Consider the following 15,582-nt stretch of genomic DNA (forward strand, 5'->3'; position numbering starts at 1 on the left):
GAAAATCACACTTTTACATTGATATATATCATTTAGCCGTGGTAACGCCCTCGCTATAAAGGGGTAGTCGGGAATAATTAATTGTCTTTTAGCCGGTCGGCTAATTGCTGAAAACCCGCGACTTGCGCTACTGTAGCGCTGCTTATTTGACTTCAGGAATTTTTATGCGCAATCGTACGCTGGCTGACCTTGATCGTGTCGTTGCCCTCGGCGGAGGGCATGGATTAGGACGCGTCCTCTCCTCGCTTTCTTCTTTAGGTTCGCGCCTGACCGGCATTGTGACTACCACAGATAACGGGGGGTCAACTGGCCGTATTCGCCGCTCGGAAGGCGGGATCGCCTGGGGCGATATGCGCAACTGTCTGAATCAGTTAATTACCGAACCCAGCGTCGCATCCGCTATGTTTGAGTACCGTTTTGGCGGTAATGGCGAACTTTCTGGTCATAACCTCGGAAATTTGATGTTAAAGGCGTTAGATCACCTGAGCGTGCGGCCTCTGGAAGCGATTAATTTAATTCGTAATCTGCTTAAAGTGGACGCGCAGCTGATCCCGATGTCGGAGCTTCCGGTAGATCTGATGGCGATTGACGATCAGGGGCATGAGATTTATGGCGAGGTGAATATCGATCAGTTAGCGACGCCGCCGCAGGAGATCATGTTAACGCCAAACGTTCCGGCGACGCGGGAAGCGGTACAGGCCATTAATGACGCGGATCTGATTCTGATTGGCCCTGGCAGTTTTTATACCAGCCTGATGCCTTGCCTGCTGCTGGATGAACTGGCGCAGGCGCTGCGGCGCACCCCAGCGCCAATGGTGTATATCGGCAATCTGGGTCGCGAACTGAGTCTGCCCGCCGCCAGTTTAACGCTGGTCGATAAGCTGGCGATGATGGAGCAATATATTGGCAAAAAAGTCATTGACGCAGTAGTGGTTGGGCCGCGAGTTGACGTCAGTGCGGTGAACGATCGGCTGGTGATTCAGGAAGTGCTGGAGGCCAGCGATATCCCCTATCGCCACGATCGTCAGTTATTACATAATGCGCTGGAAAAAGCGCTACAGGCGTTGGGTTAAGCCCGTTTACCGACGACGCTGCGCTTATCAGAAGCCTGTTTACACCGAAGGGTAAACAGGCTCTCTCCCCCTTCTGATAAACTGCGTTCAGCTATCGCCAGTAGGCGCTCATGAGCGAGCTCAACTCTTTTTTCAGCAATATATTCTCCATGATCTCAGTAAAGAGGGTCTGATTGATCTCTTCCATTATTTTTATCCCAATAGCACGCTCTGCATCCATCTGTACCTCAGTAGTACGCTCTGCGTCAGAGTCGTCTGCTATTCTTAAATCTTCCAGTTCAGCATTGACCCGGCTCTGATACTCATCCGTTTCAATACACTCAGCCCTTTTAGCCATCATTTCACGCCACTCTTCTGGCGCTATACGCTCCAGCACTTTATGCCACGGCCCCCACAGCGCAAACCATTTGTGAAAATCCCTATTTTCAGCAATTTTTATCCTTATTTCCGCCTCGTCCAGGTCAGACTCAGTGATACCCGAAACGTTATAAAATCGCATATCCTGGGTCATTGTTGTCAGCGACAGCGACTCTCGTAACTGATTCTGAAAACCCAGGTATACTTCGATTTCGTCAATAAAAAACAGCCGTTTTACCTTTTCTCTGGCGAGCGATTCTATTTGCTCCAGCCGAAAAATTTCACGCCCCGCCATAATCAGTTCTGCTAAGTGGCTATCAAAGGCGCCTCTTTCAGCATCATGAACCAACGTCGCTTCCTGCATTTGGTGGTATGCCAGTGTGACCCGATCTTCACAGCTTATCGTTGCATCCATCGCTATAATAAATGCGGTTTCTCTTAGTGCGCTATCATCAGCCAGGCGCATTAGCCAGGCGGAGACTTGTTCCTTAAAATCCGGGTGCCGGGTATTCTGCGTATCACCAAGATAGTCCAGGAATCCGCTGAAAGCCGCCGCGTTTGCCTCTGCCTCAAATGCCCGCCATTGGTTGATGTCTTCCTCCTCAAGATTGGTTAGCCACCACCGGACAGCTTGATGCAGTGGTCGAGTTACCCGAACAGTTGAAAAGTCGCCCATGGCGAAAAATACCTCGGGTCCCTGATAACCCGCAGAGGACATTAGCCGCTGCATATTCTGTATTGTTCGTTCTGAAAAAGGATTATGTTCTACGATTATTCTTGTAGGTCGAGGTCCTTCACCACGAAAATGGGGTAACGACTCCGGGAGACGGACCAGGCGATTGCGAGAGGCCTGCATTATTTGTAATGCTGCCGGGAGGTTTTCCGGAAGATTACTCAATGCGTTACGGGAAACGTCCAGCGTTGTTATCGTGGGAGGTAGTGTTTCAGGCAGAACAGTAATCTGATTTTTACTTACATCCAGGAACTGTAATTCTGGTGGTAACGATGCGGGCAGACTGGTTAAGGCATTTTCGCCGGCCTCCAGATTCTTCAGGCCCGGCGGCAATGTTTCAGGCAGAGCGGTTAACGAATTACTCTGCACATTCAAACGGATAATCCCTGACGGAAGATGTGCTGGCAATGTCCTTATGCGGTTATCATAAACGCTCAGGTACCGAAGTTCCTCAGGTAGATTTTCAGGTAAAAAACTAATTTTATTATGGAAAAGATCCAGCGATTGAAGCGCTGAAGGCAAACGTTCCGGCAATTCAGTAATACGGTTAATGCTCAGCTCCATTTTCTGTATGGTATCTGGTAACGAGGCAGGGATACTGGTTAGCTGATTACTTCTGGCATACAGGATCTGTATATTTCCCTGTAAATTTTCCGGCAAACTTTTCAGTTCATTGTTATCGAGTATCAAAGTAGTTATCTGCTCAGGAATACAGGCGGGTATAGTGGTAAGTCCTAATATTTTCAGACGGAGTTCCGTCTTATTATTTTTCAGGCAGTCACGCATCCGTTGTACGGCTTTTTCACGATTTGCTGCCTCTTCCGCTGGCGCCGCTTTTACCCACTCAGACCAGTTTAACTCATAATTCACAGCATCTTTGGAGCCAGAAGCGCTACTCGCCTGCTCGCTTTCTGTCACACGGGTATAGGTGACTGACTTTCCCCCTCCCTCAACGGTATAGCCCTCTGTATTAAAAACTATAGACAGAATTTCCTGACTATTTTCATTCAAAATACAGTATTGGTCTGCCCCCCCTCTACTATACTGAATATTATCCGCATACGCCGGGAAAGCTAACATCCTTAAACATTCAAACTTACTTTTGATCTCTTCTGGTGAGGCGGTTTCAGGTGGATGACAAAGATAAGCGATGCAGTTTTGTGCTTCAACCTGATGTTCTGAAGAGAAAAAGGCACTTATTTTATTCCATATCTCTTCTTTTAAAGGCACCTCTGTTGAGGCCTCATTGCTAATACTTTGATGCCTTGCCGTAGATTGTATATTAGTAATATTAAACATATTTTCCCTACCTGATCTGAACGTAACCTAAAGTAACAGATAAGGATATTCTCAACTTTAAATAAGAGGTCACAGTCGTCATTATTTCGGACAAATCATTCAGTATTTGCAGCGCTTGACTTATAAATGCTCACGCTTCCATCACCTCTTTTTTTACGTAGGATGATGTTATCTGTTGCCATGACACGCTTTCAACGAACTCACATAAGATTAAAATGACGATCATAAGGATAGCTATACCGATAATACGGGGCGTTTTTTTTCATAGCCGAGGAGAGAGGGAAAATTAGCGTTGGGTTCAGCCTCAACGCTAATTTTCTTCAGTTGTGATTAAACTAGCTACCCCATTGATGTTTTGAGTTTTTCGACAATCCCGTTAGTCAAAGCCTGTCACTGTTTTTCATTCCTGAATGACTTAGCACTTACTATTGCACTGAAATTCTCAAAAGCGAGCCATGGTAACGATGACTCGCTGGAGATCGACACATTGTCAGGACGCCGCGATAAACAACTCGCGTAACTGGTGCAACTGGTCGCGAATTTGCGCGGCTTCTTCAAACTCCAGATTTTGCGCGTGCTGCATCATTTGCCCTTCCAGTTCATGAATTTTCTGCTGCAACGCTTTCGGCGTCATATCCAGTTCGACAATTCCGGCTTTTGCCGTAGAACGGCCCTTGCCTTTCCCCTTCGCTTTGGTTTTCGCAATGTTCTGCCCCAGCGCCAGGATGTCGACCACTTTTTTGTTCAGCCCCTGCGGAGTGATACCGTGCTCTTCGTTGTACTTCTGCTGCTTCTCGCGACGTCGCTCGGTTTCGCCAATCGCCTTCGCCATTGACGGCGTGATTTTATCGCCATACAGAATCGCTTTACCGTTAACGTTACGCGCCGCGCGTCCTATGGTCTGAATCAGGGAGCGCTCGGAGCGCAGAAAGCCCTCTTTATCGGCGTCCAGAATCGCCACCAGCGAGACTTCCGGCATATCCAGCCCTTCGCGCAGCAGGTTAATCCCCACCAGAACGTCAAACTCGCCCAGACGCAAATCGCGGATGATTTCCATGCGCTCCACGGTATCAATATCTGAGTGCAGGTAACGCACGCGCTCGCCGTGCTCTTCCAGATATTCGGTCAAATCTTCCGCCATCCGTTTGGTGAGCGTAGTGACAAGGACACGCTCATTAATGGCCGCACGCTGACGAATTTCGGACAGCAGATCGTCCACCTGGGTCGCCACCGGACGCACTTCAATAATCGGGTCCAGCAGCCCGGTCGGTCGCACGACCTGATCCACCACCTCATCACCAGATTTTTCCAGCTCATAGTTGCCGGGCGTGGCGGAAACATAGATAGTTTGCGGCGCTAAGGCTTCAAACTCCTCAAACTTCAGCGGACGGTTATCCAGCGCCGAAGGCAGACGGAAGCCATACTCGACCAGCGTCTCTTTGCGCGCCCGGTCGCCGCGGTACATGCCGCCTATCTGCGGGATGGTGACATGAGACTCATCCACCACCAGCAGTCCGTCGGCGGGCAGATAATCGAACAAGGTTGGCGGCGGTTCGCCCGGCCCGCGGCCCGACAGAAAGCGGGAATAGTTTTCAATGCCTGAGCAGTAGCCCAGCTCGTTCATCATCTCTAAATCGAACTGCGTGCGCTGGCTTAATCGCTGCTCTTCAAGCAGCTTATTATTTGCCAGCAAGACTTTACGCCTGTCCGCCAGCTCATCTTTTATCTCTTCCATCGCCTGCAGAATACGCTCGCGCGGCGTCACGTAGTGCGTTTTGGGATAGATAGTATAACGTGGCACCGTTGACTCTACCTGCCCGGTTAACGGGTCGAACAGCGACAGGCGTTCCACTTCTTCATCAAACAGCTCAACGCGTAGCGCAATGTCGTCAGATTCAGCCGGGAAGATGTCGATCACTTCGCCGCGCACGCGAAAGGTACCACGCTGAAAAGCTTGATCGTTACGGGTGTATTGCAATTCCGCCAGCCGACGCAAAATCGCGCGCTGGTCAATCAGCATTCCCACCGTCAGATGCAGCATCATTTTCAGGTAGAGATCCGGATCGCCCAGACCGTAAATCGCGGACACGGAAGCCACCACCACGACATCGCGTCGCTCAAGCAACGCTTTCGTTGCCGACAACCGCATTTGCTCAATATGTTCGTTTACCGAAGCGTCTTTTTCGATAAACGTATCCGAACTTGGCACATACGCTTCCGGCTGATAGTAGTCATAGTAGGAGACGAAATACTCCACCGCGTTTTCCGGGAAAAACTCTTTCATTTCGCCGTAGAGCTGCGCCGCCAGGGTTTTATTGGGCGCAAGCACCATCGTTGGCCGCTGCAAGTCCGCAATGACGTTGGCGATGGTGAATGTCTTCCCGGAGCCGGTCACGCCCAATAACGTCTGATGCGCCAGCCCGTCCTCCAGCCCCTCTTCCAGACGACGTATAGCGTCCGGCTGATCGCCAGAAGGTTTAAAAGCGGAATTCAGTTTGAACGGTTTACTCATGAGCGGCTACCTGAAGGAGTGAGCGGGCAGGGATGTAATTTTACTCTCGACGGTGAATATTGCCAATAAAAAATACTGGATGAAAAAACAGTAACACTCCAGTGTATAATGGCTATCGGTAGATACCCCACGCTATTTAGAGGTAAAACATAGATAGTCGCGGGGTAAAATTCCAGCAGTGTGCTGGTTATCCCCAGACCAGAGTCTTTTTTAACATTTGTCAAGTCGGATGATGAAAGTTTTATGTCAACGTATCCCCCTTCCTTTACAACCATTGATTTTATATAACTTGCTGTCTGAAAAGGGATATTTTCTCAAGCCGTCTTTCGCGCCAATTTAGTCGCAGGCCGCGTCGCCTCTCGCTTACGTTGTGTTTTCTAACTCTAATACACAAGGTTATCCACAGGAATAGTGGATAACTGCTTCCAGCCCGTATCCCCTGCCGCCTGGCAAAATCAGCCCTTGACGTTTTCGCCGGGCGATAAAAAAAAATTATCGCTATTTTTGGCAGATTATTGGCTAACGAGAAGGGAAAAATTGAGGCGTAGACGCTCACATTTTGCACATTTTTAGCATGGCGACGTCAGGAGGGTCTGGCGAAAGAACAGCAGGATCGTCTGATCCTGCAAGAAGGCGGTTTTTAAGCGCGGTCAGGCGCGTTCCAGGGGGCTAAGGTCCAGATACTGTCCTGTCGCCGCCTGCGATGGAGAAATGCCCAGCCACGGGATTTCCCCTAACAGCGGGGCCGGTATGACGCGGCGAAGCGTCGCGAGATATTCACCATGACGCGCGCCCGGCGGCTGTATGTCGTTGGCTATCCATCCGACAAGCGGTAATCCGGCCTGTTCTACCGCCAGCGCCGTCAGCATGGCGTGATTAATACAGCCCAGCTTGACGCCAACAACCAGAATCACCGGCAGCTGTTCCGTCTGTACCCAGTCGGCAAACGTCAGCGTGGCAGAGAGCGGTGTAAACCAGCCGCCCGCCCCTTCGGTCAACACCCAGTCTGCCTGCGACTCCAGCGTTCGCAATCCGCGTGATAATACCGCCGCGTCTATCGCCCGGCCTTCGTCGGCGCTAACGATGTGGGGAGAGGTAGGCTCGGCAAAAGTATAAGGATTGATAGCGGAATAAGGTTGCGGCAGGCTGCTGTTACGCTGCAAGGCCAGGGCATCGCTATTGCGTAGCCCGTCGGTTGTCATTTCGCTGCCGGAAGCGACGGGCTTATAGCCTACGGTTTGATAACCTAACTGCGTTGCGGCCTGCAATAAGGCGCAACTGGCGACCGTTTTACCGACTTCAGTATCAGTACCGGTCACAAAATAGCGTTTAGTCACGTTCAATCACTCCCATAAAAAGATGGTACGTCAGCGGATATTTCCCCTGCCGCTGCGGCCATGCCAGTTGAATCTGTCTAAGCCGGGCGCGGGTTAATACATCCGACTCCCGCCCTTCATGAAGATGGGTGGCGCCAATGCCTTTAAGCGAGCGCATCGCACTCAGGGCATCCTCAAACCACAATGTCATCGCCTGAGTATGACGAGACGCCCGCCAGCCGCGCAGCGCGTGGTCAATGGCCTCTTCCGGCAAAAAGCTATTCGCGTGAGCGCGATTATCGACGGCCTGCCATGCCTGACGCAGCTCCGGCAACGACCCCTGGCACAAGGTGGTAAACGCCACCACGCCGCCGGGCCGTACAACCCGATACAACTCGCTCAACGCATCACGTAAATCGCCGCACCACTGGACCGCCAGGTTGCTCCAGGCCAGGTCAAAAACTTCGGCGTCATGGGGAATCGCTTCGATATCCGCCAGCAAATAGTGATGCGCCGCCTGACGATCGCGCGCCTGTTGCAGCATCGCCAGCGAAAGATCCAGGGCGGTCACTTCGCTCCCCCGCTCTCGCCAGTAACGACTCATACGTCCGGGGCCGCAGCCTGCGTCCAACACACTGGCAAACTGGCGGCCTGTCAACAGCGTCAGCAGCGCATCCGCGCTGTGTTGCTGCAAAGAGGCGTGTTGTTCATATTGCGATGCGGCCCGGCCAAACGCCGCCGCAATAGCCTGCTTATTCACCTGTGCCATGCAGCACCTCCAGCAGACGGTCTATATCGCACGCTTCATGCGCCTGCGTTAACGTTAAGCGCAGGCGCGCCGTACCGACAGGCACCGTCGGCGGACGAATCGCCATCGCCCAGCATCCTTGTTGACGCAGCGCCTCCGCCAGGCGCAATGCACGGCTGTTATCGCCCACGATTAACGGCTGGATGGCGCTATGGGCATTCAGTAGCGTAAACCGGGACGCGTTAACGCCGGCCCGAAAGCGCTGAACCAGAGCGGCGAGTTTTTCGCGCCGTTCACCACCTTCATCGCTACGGATCACCGCCAGCGAGGCGCTTAACGCCTGCGCCTGGGCGGGCGGCATACTGGTGCTGTAAACCAGATGACGGGCAAATTGCAGCAGATAATCCGCGACGCTTTCCGAGCAGAGCACCGCTGCGCCGCTGACGCCAAACCCCTTACCGAAAGTCACCACCAGCAACTCAGGCTTCACCCCCCGTTGCCAGCAGGTGCCCCGCCCCTCATCGCCAGTCACGCCGATGCCGTGCGCATCATCAACCAACAGCCAGGCATGATGCCTGCGGGCAATGTGCTGGATTTCCGCCAGCGGCGCGCTGTCGCCGTCCATGCTGTATACACCTTCTGTCACCACCAGTTGCTGACCCACGCAGGGCGATTGCAGTAAACGCGACAGATGCTGCGTATCGTTATGGATAAAGCGGCGAAGCTGCGCCGGACTCAGATTGGCGGCCTCCAGCAGGGAAGCATGACTCAACCTGTCGGCCACAATCCGGTCATTTTTTTTCATTAAGGCGGTAATGACCGCCTGATTCGCCGCAAAGCCAGAGATAAACAGCAGCGCGCGTGGATATCCTAACCATTGCGCCAGTTCCTCCTCTAACGCCTGGTGCGCCACGGAATAACCGCTGATATGACCCGACCCGCCGCTGCCGACGCCAAAACGTATCGCTGCCTGTTGCCAGGCGCGAATAATCTGCGGGTGTTGACTTAAGCCGAGGTAATCATTGCTGGAGAAGTTAAGATACTGTCGCCCGTTCGCTACCAGCCAGCGTCCGGCGCCCTGCGACACCACATAGCGGCGGCGCAATGTATCCGTCGCCCGACGCGCCGTCAGCGCATCGTCGACGCGTTGTTGCCAACTCATAAGGCTGCCGCGTTGTAATAATCATCGGTGTCAGGCGTCATCAGCGTCTGCTCCAGACGTTGCTGCTGCTCGTTATCGCCCGCCAGCACCCTGGTCTGCTGCGGATTCAGCCCCAGCTTACGGAATAACTGCAGATCCTTGTCCTCTGCCGGATTTGGCGTAGTTAACAATTTGCAGCCATAGAAAATCGAGTTCGCCCCGGCCATAAAGCACATCGCCTGGGTCTGCTCGTTCATCTGTTCACGTCCTGCGGAAAGACGCACGTATGAGGTCGGCATCATGATGCGCGCCACGGCGATAGTACGAATAAAATCAAACGCATCCACGTCATCGTTATCCGCAAGCGGCGTACCTTTCACCTTCACCAGCATGTTGATTGGCACGCTTTCCGGCGGCGTCGGCAGGTTCGCCAACTGCAACAACAGCCCGGCGCGATCGGTAACCGTTTCGCCCAGACCCACAATGCCGCCGGAGCACACTTTAATCCCTGCTTCACGGACTTTTTCCAGCGTGTCGAGGCGCTCCTGATAGGTACGGGTAGTGATGATATTGCCGTAAAACTCCGGCGAGGTATCGAGGTTGTGGTTGTAGTAATCCAGCCCGGCGTTAGCCAGACGCTGCGCCTGGCTCTCGTTCAACATGCCGAGCGTCATACAGGTTTCCAGCCCCATCGCTTTGACGCCCTGTACAATCTTCTCCAGATAAGGCATATCGCGTTCATGCGGATTCTTCCAGGCCGCCCCCATACAGAAGCGGGTCGAACCGGCGTTTTTCGCTTTACGGGCGGAGTCCAGTACCTGCTCCACTTCCATTAAACGCTCGGCTTCCAGCCCGGTTTTATAACGCGAGCTCTGCGGGCAGTATTTACAATCCTCCGGGCAGGCGCCGGTTTTGATCGACAGCAGCGTACTAACCTGTACCTGCTGCGGATCGAAATGCTGGCGATGAATTTGCTGCGCTTCAAACAGCAATTCCAGCAGTGGTTTTTCAAATAATTCGGTTACTTGCGACAGTGTCCAGCGTGGGTGGCGAGCCATCGGGCTTCTCCAAAATATGTTGTTTGTTTTTGATATGGTGTAGACTCGTAAACCTAAATCTTTTTAATTTGGTTTACAAGTCGATTATGACAACGGACGATCTGGCCTTCGATAAACGCCATATTTGGCATCCTTACACTTCCATGACCTCGCCGCTGCCGGTATATCCCGTTGAGCGGGCCGAAGGCTGCGAGCTGGTTCTCGCCTCGGGCGAACGCCTGATTGAGGGGATGTCCTCCTGGTGGGCGGCCATTCATGGTTATAACCACCCGCAATTGAACGCGGCGATGAAAGCGCAAATTGACGCCATGTCGCATGTCATGTTCGGCGGCATAACCCATCAACCTGCGGTGAATCTGTGCCGTAAGCTGGTCGCGATAACGCCTGAACCGCTGGAGTGTGTCTTTCTGGCCGACTCCGGTTCGGTGTCGGTGGAAGTGGCCATGAAGATGGCGCTGCAATACTGGCAGGCGCGGGGCGAATCGCGTCAGCGTTTTCTGACGTTTCGCCACGGTTATCATGGCGACACGTTCGGCGCGATGTCGGTGTGCGATCCGGATAACTCCATGCACAGCTTGTGGAAAGGCTATCTGCCGGAAAACCTGTTCGCGCCGGCGCCGCAAAGCCGGATGGATGGCGAATGGGATGAAAGCGACATCGCGCCATTTGCCCGCCTGATGGCCGCGCATCGCCATGAAATAGCCGCCGTGATTCTGGAACCTATCGTTCAGGGCGCGGGCGGGATGCGCATATATCATCCACAATGGCTCAGGCGTATTCGTAACATGTGCGATCGCGAAGGCATTCTGCTGATTGCCGATGAAATAGCCACCGGGTTTGGCCGTACCGGCAAACTGTTCGCCTGCGAGCACGCCGGGATCGCGCCGGATATTCTGTGTCTTGGCAAAGCCTTAACCGGCGGCACCATGACCCTCTCGGCAACGCTCACGACACGCCAGGTTGCAGAGACTATTAGCAACGGCGAGGCGGGGTGTTTTATGCATGGCCCGACGTTTATGGGGAATCCGCTGGCCTGCGCCGTCGCTTGCGCCAGCCTGACGCTGCTGGAAAGCGGCGAATGGCGTCAGCAGGTGGCGTCTATCGAGTCTCAGTTACGCGCTGAGTTAGCCCCCGCGCAACGTTCGCCCTGGGTGGCGGATGTGCGGGTGTTGGGCGCGATTGGGGTGGTTGAAACCACGCATCCGGTCAATATGGCGGCGCTTCAACGCTTCTTCGTCGGGCAAGGCGTCTGGATCAGGCCGTTCGGCAAGCTAATCTACCTGATGCCGCCCTACATTATTCGTCCGGATCAACTGCGCCGTTTGACCCAGGCGGTCAATGACGCGGTACACAATGAAACATTTTTTAGCCATTAATCAGCGGTAAGCGATGCTGCTTCTGGCTACACTTCTGGTGAGTCAAAAGGAGAGCGCATGAAACTTATCAGCAACGATTTGCGCGATGGAGATAAACTTCCTCATCGCCACGTTTTTAACGGTATGGGCTATGATGGCGATAATATTTCGCCGCATCTGGCCTGGGACGACGTGCCGATGGGCACCAAAAGTTTTGTCGTGACCTGTTACGATCCCGACGCGCCGACCGGCTCCGGCTGGTGGCACTGGGTGGTGGTGAACCTCCCGGCGGATACGCGCGTACTGACCCAGGGGTTCGGCTCAGGCCTGGTGGCCGTACCAGACGGCGTCATTCAGACGCGTACCGATTTCGGTAAAGCGGGCTACGGCGGCGCGGCGCCGCCTAAAGGGGAAACGCACCGCTATATCTTTACGGTTCACGCGCTGGACGTCGAGCGTCTTGACGTTGATGAAGACGCCAGCGGCGCGATGGTCGGCTTTAACGTGCATTTCCATTCGCTCGCCAGCGCCTCGATCACGGCGATGTTCAGTTAAACGCTGTGCCGGATGGCGGCGTAAACGTCTTACCCTGCCAACGGGTTGGGTAAGCCGAATACGCGCCGCGCCATCCGGCAGCATTCACATAAAGTCCGGCACCAGACGCTGTAACGCGCCTTGCGCCAGCAGCGCCGTCGCACACTCAATATCGGGCGCGAAAAAACGATCCTGCGTATAGTGCGCCACCTGCTCGCGCAGTGTCTGCCGCGCCTGTTCCAGTAACGGGCTGGAGGTTAACCCTTCCCGTAAATCTATCCCCTGACAGGCAGCCAGCCACTCCACGGCAATGATGCCGCGGGTATTCGCCGCCATTTCCCAGAGTCGCCGTCCTGCCGCCGGGGCCATTGAGACATGATCTTCCTGATTCGCCGAGGTCGGCAGGCTATCCACGCTGTGCGGGTGCGCCAGCGCTTTATTCTCGCTGGCGAGCGCCGCGGCGGTGACCTGGGCAATCATAAAACCGGAATTAACGCCGCCATTTTTTACCAGGAACGGCGGTAACTGCGACATATGTTTATCCATCATCAGCGCGATGCGCCGCTCCGATAGCGCACCGATTTCCGCTATCGCCAGCGCCAGATTATCCGCCGCCATGGCAACCGGTTCAGCATGGAAGTTACCGCCGGAGATCACCTCCCCCGCATCGGCAAAGACCAGCGGATTATCGGACACCGCGTTGGCCTCAGCCAGCAGTACCTCTTTCGTCTGACGTAACTGGGTCAGACAAGCGCCCATTACCTGCGGCTGGCAGCGAAGGGAATACGGGTCCTGAACTTTATGACAGTGGTGATGTGATTCAGCAATAGCACTGGTATCGGTCAGCAGATGCCGGAACAACCGCGCGACGTCAATTTGCCCCTGTTGTCCGCGCGCGGCATGAATGCGCGCATCAAAAGGACGGCGCGATCCCAGTACGGCTTCGGTGGTCAGCGCGCCGCAGACGACGGCGGAGGCAAATAACTCCTGTGCCTCAAACAAACCGCGCAGCGCGAAGGCCGTCGACGCCTGGGTGCCGTTAAGCAGCGCCAGCCCCTCTTTGGCCGCCAGCGCGACAGGCTCCAGTCCGGCCTTTTTTAGCGCCGTCTGCGCCGGAAGCCATTCACCCTGCCAGCGCGCTTTTCCTTCGCCAAGCAGCGTCAGCGACAGATGCGCCAGCGGCGCTAAGTCGCCCGACGCGCCAACCGAGCCTTTTGCCAGAATCAGCGGATACACGCCGGCATTCACCAGAGCGATGAGCGCCTCTATCACGCTCAACCGAATCCCGGAAAACCCGCGCGCCAGACTATTGATTTTCAATACCATGATCAGACGCACCATCGCGTCATCCAGTGGGTCGCCTACGCCCGCGGCGTGAGACAGCACCAACGATCGCTGTAGATTTTGCAAGTCTTCATCAGCGATGCGCGTCTGCGCCAGCAGGCCGAAACCGGTGTTGATGCCGTAGGCGGTACGCCCTTCGGCAACGATATCATTGACGCACGCGACGCTGGCGTTAATGCCGTCAATGGCGTTGGCGTCCAGCCGAAGCTGTACCGGATGACGCCAGACATCGTACAGTTGAGAGAGGCTTAACTGCCCCGGAGTGAGTGTCATGGTGTTCATATCAGCCTTTCCCCTGCGTCGCCGCAACCATCGGTAAATTCAGACCTTGCTCAACAGCGCATTCCACCGCGAGATCATATCCGGCATCGGCATGGCGCATGACGCCCGTCGCCGGATCGTTGTGTAACACGCGGCGAATACGCGCGGCGGCCTCGTCAGTGCCATCACAGACAATCACCATACCGGCGTGTTGCGAAAAACCCATCCCCACTCCGCCGCCATGATGGAGCGATACCCATGTCGCCCCGCTGGCGGTATTCAGCAACGCATTTAACAGCGGCCAGTCGGAAACCGCGTCGGAGCCGTCGCGCATCGCTTCGGTTTCACGGTTAGGGCTGGCGACAGAACCGGAATCCAGGTGATCGCGGCCAATCACAATGGGCGCGGATACCTCGCCGCAACGCACCATTTCGTTGAACGCCAGCCCCAGTTTTTGCCGCCACTCCAGGCCTACCCAGCAGATACGCGCCGGTAGCCCCTGAAAATGAATGCGCTCGCGCGCCATATCCAGCCAGTGATGCAGATGTTTATCCTCAGCCACTATCTCTTTGACTTTGGCATCGGTTTTATAGATATCCTGCGGATCGCCGGACAGCGCCACCCAGCGAAACGGCCCGATACCACGACAGAACAGCGGACGAATATAGGCTGGCACAAATCCCGGAAAATCAAAGGCGTTTTCCACCCCCATCTCTTTCGCCATCTGGCGAATATTGTTGCCATAGTCAAAGGTCGGCACGCCCATTTGACTGAACGCCAGCATCGCCCGAACATGTGCCGCCATGGAACGTTTCGCTGCCTGCATCGTCCCGTGGGGATCGGATTGCGCGTTTTTCTGATACTCCTCCCAGCGCCAGCCGGAGGGTAAATAGCCATGTAGCGGATCGTGGGCGCTGGTCTGATCGGTCACCAGGTCCGGGCGCACGCCGCGATTAACCAGTTCCGGCAGGATATCCGCCGCGTTCGCGCACAGGGCGACGGACACGGCTTTCCCCTCGCGGGTGTAGCGCGTAATGCGGGCCAGCGCGTCATCCAGCGTGGCGGCCTGCTCATCCACGTAACGAGTACGCAGACGAAAATCGATACGGCTTTGCTGGCATTCAATCGTCAGCGAACACGCTCCGGCCAGCGTCGCGGCTAGCGGTTGCGCGCCGCCCATGCCGCCCAGCCCGGCAGTCAGCACCCAGCGTCCCGCCAGCGTGCCGTTATAGTGCTGACGCCCCGCCTCGACAAAGGTTTCGTATGTTCCCTGCACGATTCCCTGGCTGCCGATATAGATCCAGCTTCCGGCCGTCATTTGACCGTACATCGCCAGCCCTTTCGCATCCAGTTCGTTAAAGTGTTCCCATGTCGCCCAGTGGGGAACCAGGTTGGAGTTGGCGATTAATACCCGCGGCGCGTTGTCGTGCGTTTTAAATACGCCGACCGGTTTGCCAGACTGAATAAGCAACGTTTCGTCCGCCTCCAGCCTGGTGAGCGCATCAACAATAGCGTCATAGCATTCCCAGTTGCGCGCGGCGCGACCAATCCCGCCGTAGACCACCAGCTCATGCGGATTTTCCGCCACGTCAGGATCGAGATTATTCATTAACATCCGCAGCGGGGCTTCTGTCAGCCAGCTTTTCGCCGTTAATACCGTGCCTCTGGGCGCGCGGATAGTCTGCTGACGATACTTGCTTTCAGGCATAGCAATGACTCCTCATTATTATCGGTCTGCCATCGCCAAATAACGCTAAAACGCCACTATCAGGCACCGCCGCAGACCCACAGATAAGAATCAGACATATACTTGTCTATACAAGTAAGCACAAGAATAGAATTAACAAAAAT

The 15,582-nt window shown here is 54.7% G+C and carries 11 protein-coding genes and 1 pseudogene; 3 read left to right on the top strand and 9 right to left on the bottom strand.

Annotation, left to right across the window (positions count from 1 at the left end; translation table 11 throughout):
* Nucleotides 1–164 precede the first annotated feature (164 nt).
* Nucleotides 165–1,073, top strand: coding sequence for a uridine diphosphate-N-acetylglucosamine-binding protein YvcK (gene yvcK / locus ACH0WD_RS17190; RefSeq protein ID WP_001246033.1), 909 nt, complete (start codon nt 165–167; stop codon nt 1,071–1,073).
* Nucleotides 1,074–1,164: 91 nt separating this feature from the next.
* Here the strand turns inward: yvcK and slrP are convergent, their stop codons facing one another.
* The 7 genes and pseudogenes from slrP to bioB all read right to left on the bottom strand — a co-directional run bounded on the left by slrP (nt 1,165) and on the right by bioB (nt 10,237).
* Complete coding sequence (gene slrP / locus ACH0WD_RS17195) at nt 1,165–3,462, bottom strand: SPI-1 type III secretion system effector E3 ubiquitin transferase SlrP (RefSeq protein WP_000481995.1); 2,298 nt, start codon at nt 3,460–3,462, stop codon at nt 1,165–1,167.
* 7 nt (nt 3,463–3,469) lie between these two features.
* Nucleotides 3,470–3,644: pseudogene (locus ACH0WD_RS17200) on the bottom strand (hypothetical protein).
* Between the two features lie 308 nt (nt 3,645–3,952).
* A complete protein-coding gene (gene uvrB / locus ACH0WD_RS17205) occupies nt 3,953–5,974 on the bottom strand; it encodes an excinuclease ABC subunit UvrB (RefSeq protein WP_000042502.1) in 2,022 nt (673 codons plus the stop codon).
* Nucleotides 5,975–6,624: 650 nt separating this feature from the next.
* A complete protein-coding gene (bioD, locus tag ACH0WD_RS17210) occupies nt 6,625–7,311 on the bottom strand; it encodes a dethiobiotin synthase (RefSeq protein ID WP_000167226.1) in 687 nt (228 codons plus the stop codon).
* Complete coding sequence (gene bioC / locus ACH0WD_RS17215; protein ID WP_000079908.1) at nt 7,304–8,059, bottom strand: malonyl-ACP O-methyltransferase BioC; 756 nt, start codon at nt 8,057–8,059, stop codon at nt 7,304–7,306. Before bioC ends, bioD begins: the two co-directional genes overlap by 8 nt.
* Entirely contained in the window at nt 8,043–9,200 is a 1,158-nt protein-coding gene (bioF, locus tag ACH0WD_RS17220; protein ID WP_000118931.1) for an 8-amino-7-oxononanoate synthase, read from the bottom strand. The genes bioC and bioF overlap by 17 nt, the downstream gene beginning before the upstream one ends.
* Nucleotides 9,197–10,237, bottom strand: a complete 1,041-nt coding sequence (gene bioB / locus ACH0WD_RS17225; RefSeq protein WP_000090724.1) for a biotin synthase BioB — start codon at nt 10,235–10,237, stop codon at nt 9,197–9,199. Before bioB ends, bioF begins: the two co-directional genes overlap by 4 nt.
* An 86-nt stretch (nt 10,238–10,323) precedes the next feature.
* Here bioB and bioA point away from each other — a divergent pair, with 86 nt between their 5' ends.
* Both bioA and ACH0WD_RS17235 read left to right on the top strand, forming a co-directional pair.
* On the top strand, nt 10,324–11,613 hold the full coding sequence (gene bioA / locus ACH0WD_RS17230) for an adenosylmethionine--8-amino-7-oxononanoate transaminase (RefSeq protein ID WP_000205502.1): 1,290 nt from the start codon (nt 10,324–10,326) through the stop codon (nt 11,611–11,613).
* Between the two features lie 57 nt (nt 11,614–11,670).
* Nucleotides 11,671–12,147, top strand: coding sequence for a kinase inhibitor (locus ACH0WD_RS17235; protein WP_000767403.1), 477 nt, complete (start codon nt 11,671–11,673; stop codon nt 12,145–12,147).
* Between the two features lie 84 nt (nt 12,148–12,231).
* Here ACH0WD_RS17235 and hutH read toward each other — a convergent pair whose 3' ends face one another.
* Nucleotides 12,232–13,752, bottom strand: coding sequence for a histidine ammonia-lyase (hutH, locus tag ACH0WD_RS17240; RefSeq protein WP_001095229.1), 1,521 nt, complete (start codon nt 13,750–13,752; stop codon nt 12,232–12,234).
* 1 nt (nt 13,753) lies between these two features.
* The gene (hutU, locus tag ACH0WD_RS17245) at nt 13,754–15,439 is read right to left on the bottom strand and encodes a urocanate hydratase (RefSeq protein ID WP_001115217.1); all 1,686 of its coding nucleotides are present in this window, start codon (nt 15,437–15,439) and stop codon (nt 13,754–13,756) included.
* Nucleotides 15,440–15,582 lie beyond the last annotated feature (143 nt).

Origin of the sequence: Salmonella sp. 2020_1395 (assembly GCF_043848115.1) — a bacterium.
Classification (GTDB): domain Bacteria; phylum Pseudomonadota; class Gammaproteobacteria; order Enterobacterales; family Enterobacteriaceae; genus Salmonella; species Salmonella enterica.

What these genes read in the sequence shown, in the direction of transcription:
- uvrB (WP_000042502.1), bottom strand. Translation starts at nt 5,974, where the DNA reads ATGAGTAAACCGTTCAAACTGAATTCCGCTTTTAAACCTTCTGGCGAT.
- hutH (WP_001095229.1), bottom strand. Translation starts at nt 13,752, where the DNA reads ATGAACACCATGACACTCACTCCGGGGCAGTTAAGCCTCTCTCAACTG.
- yvcK (WP_001246033.1), top strand. Translation starts at nt 165, where the DNA reads ATGCGCAATCGTACGCTGGCTGACCTTGATCGTGTCGTTGCCCTCGGC.
- ACH0WD_RS17235 (WP_000767403.1), top strand. Translation starts at nt 11,671, where the DNA reads ATGAAACTTATCAGCAACGATTTGCGCGATGGAGATAAACTTCCTCAT.
- bioC (WP_000079908.1), bottom strand. Translation starts at nt 8,059, where the DNA reads ATGGCACAGGTGAATAAGCAGGCTATTGCGGCGGCGTTTGGCCGGGCC.
- hutU (WP_001115217.1), bottom strand. Translation starts at nt 15,439, where the DNA reads ATGCCTGAAAGCAAGTATCGTCAGCAGACTATCCGCGCGCCCAGAGGC.
- bioA (WP_000205502.1), top strand. Translation starts at nt 10,324, where the DNA reads ATGACAACGGACGATCTGGCCTTCGATAAACGCCATATTTGGCATCCT.
- bioB (WP_000090724.1), bottom strand. Translation starts at nt 10,237, where the DNA reads ATGGCTCGCCACCCACGCTGGACACTGTCGCAAGTAACCGAATTATTT.
- slrP (WP_000481995.1), bottom strand. Translation starts at nt 3,462, where the DNA reads ATGTTTAATATTACTAATATACAATCTACGGCAAGGCATCAAAGTATT.
- bioF (WP_000118931.1), bottom strand. Translation starts at nt 9,200, where the DNA reads ATGAGTTGGCAACAACGCGTCGACGATGCGCTGACGGCGCGTCGGGCG.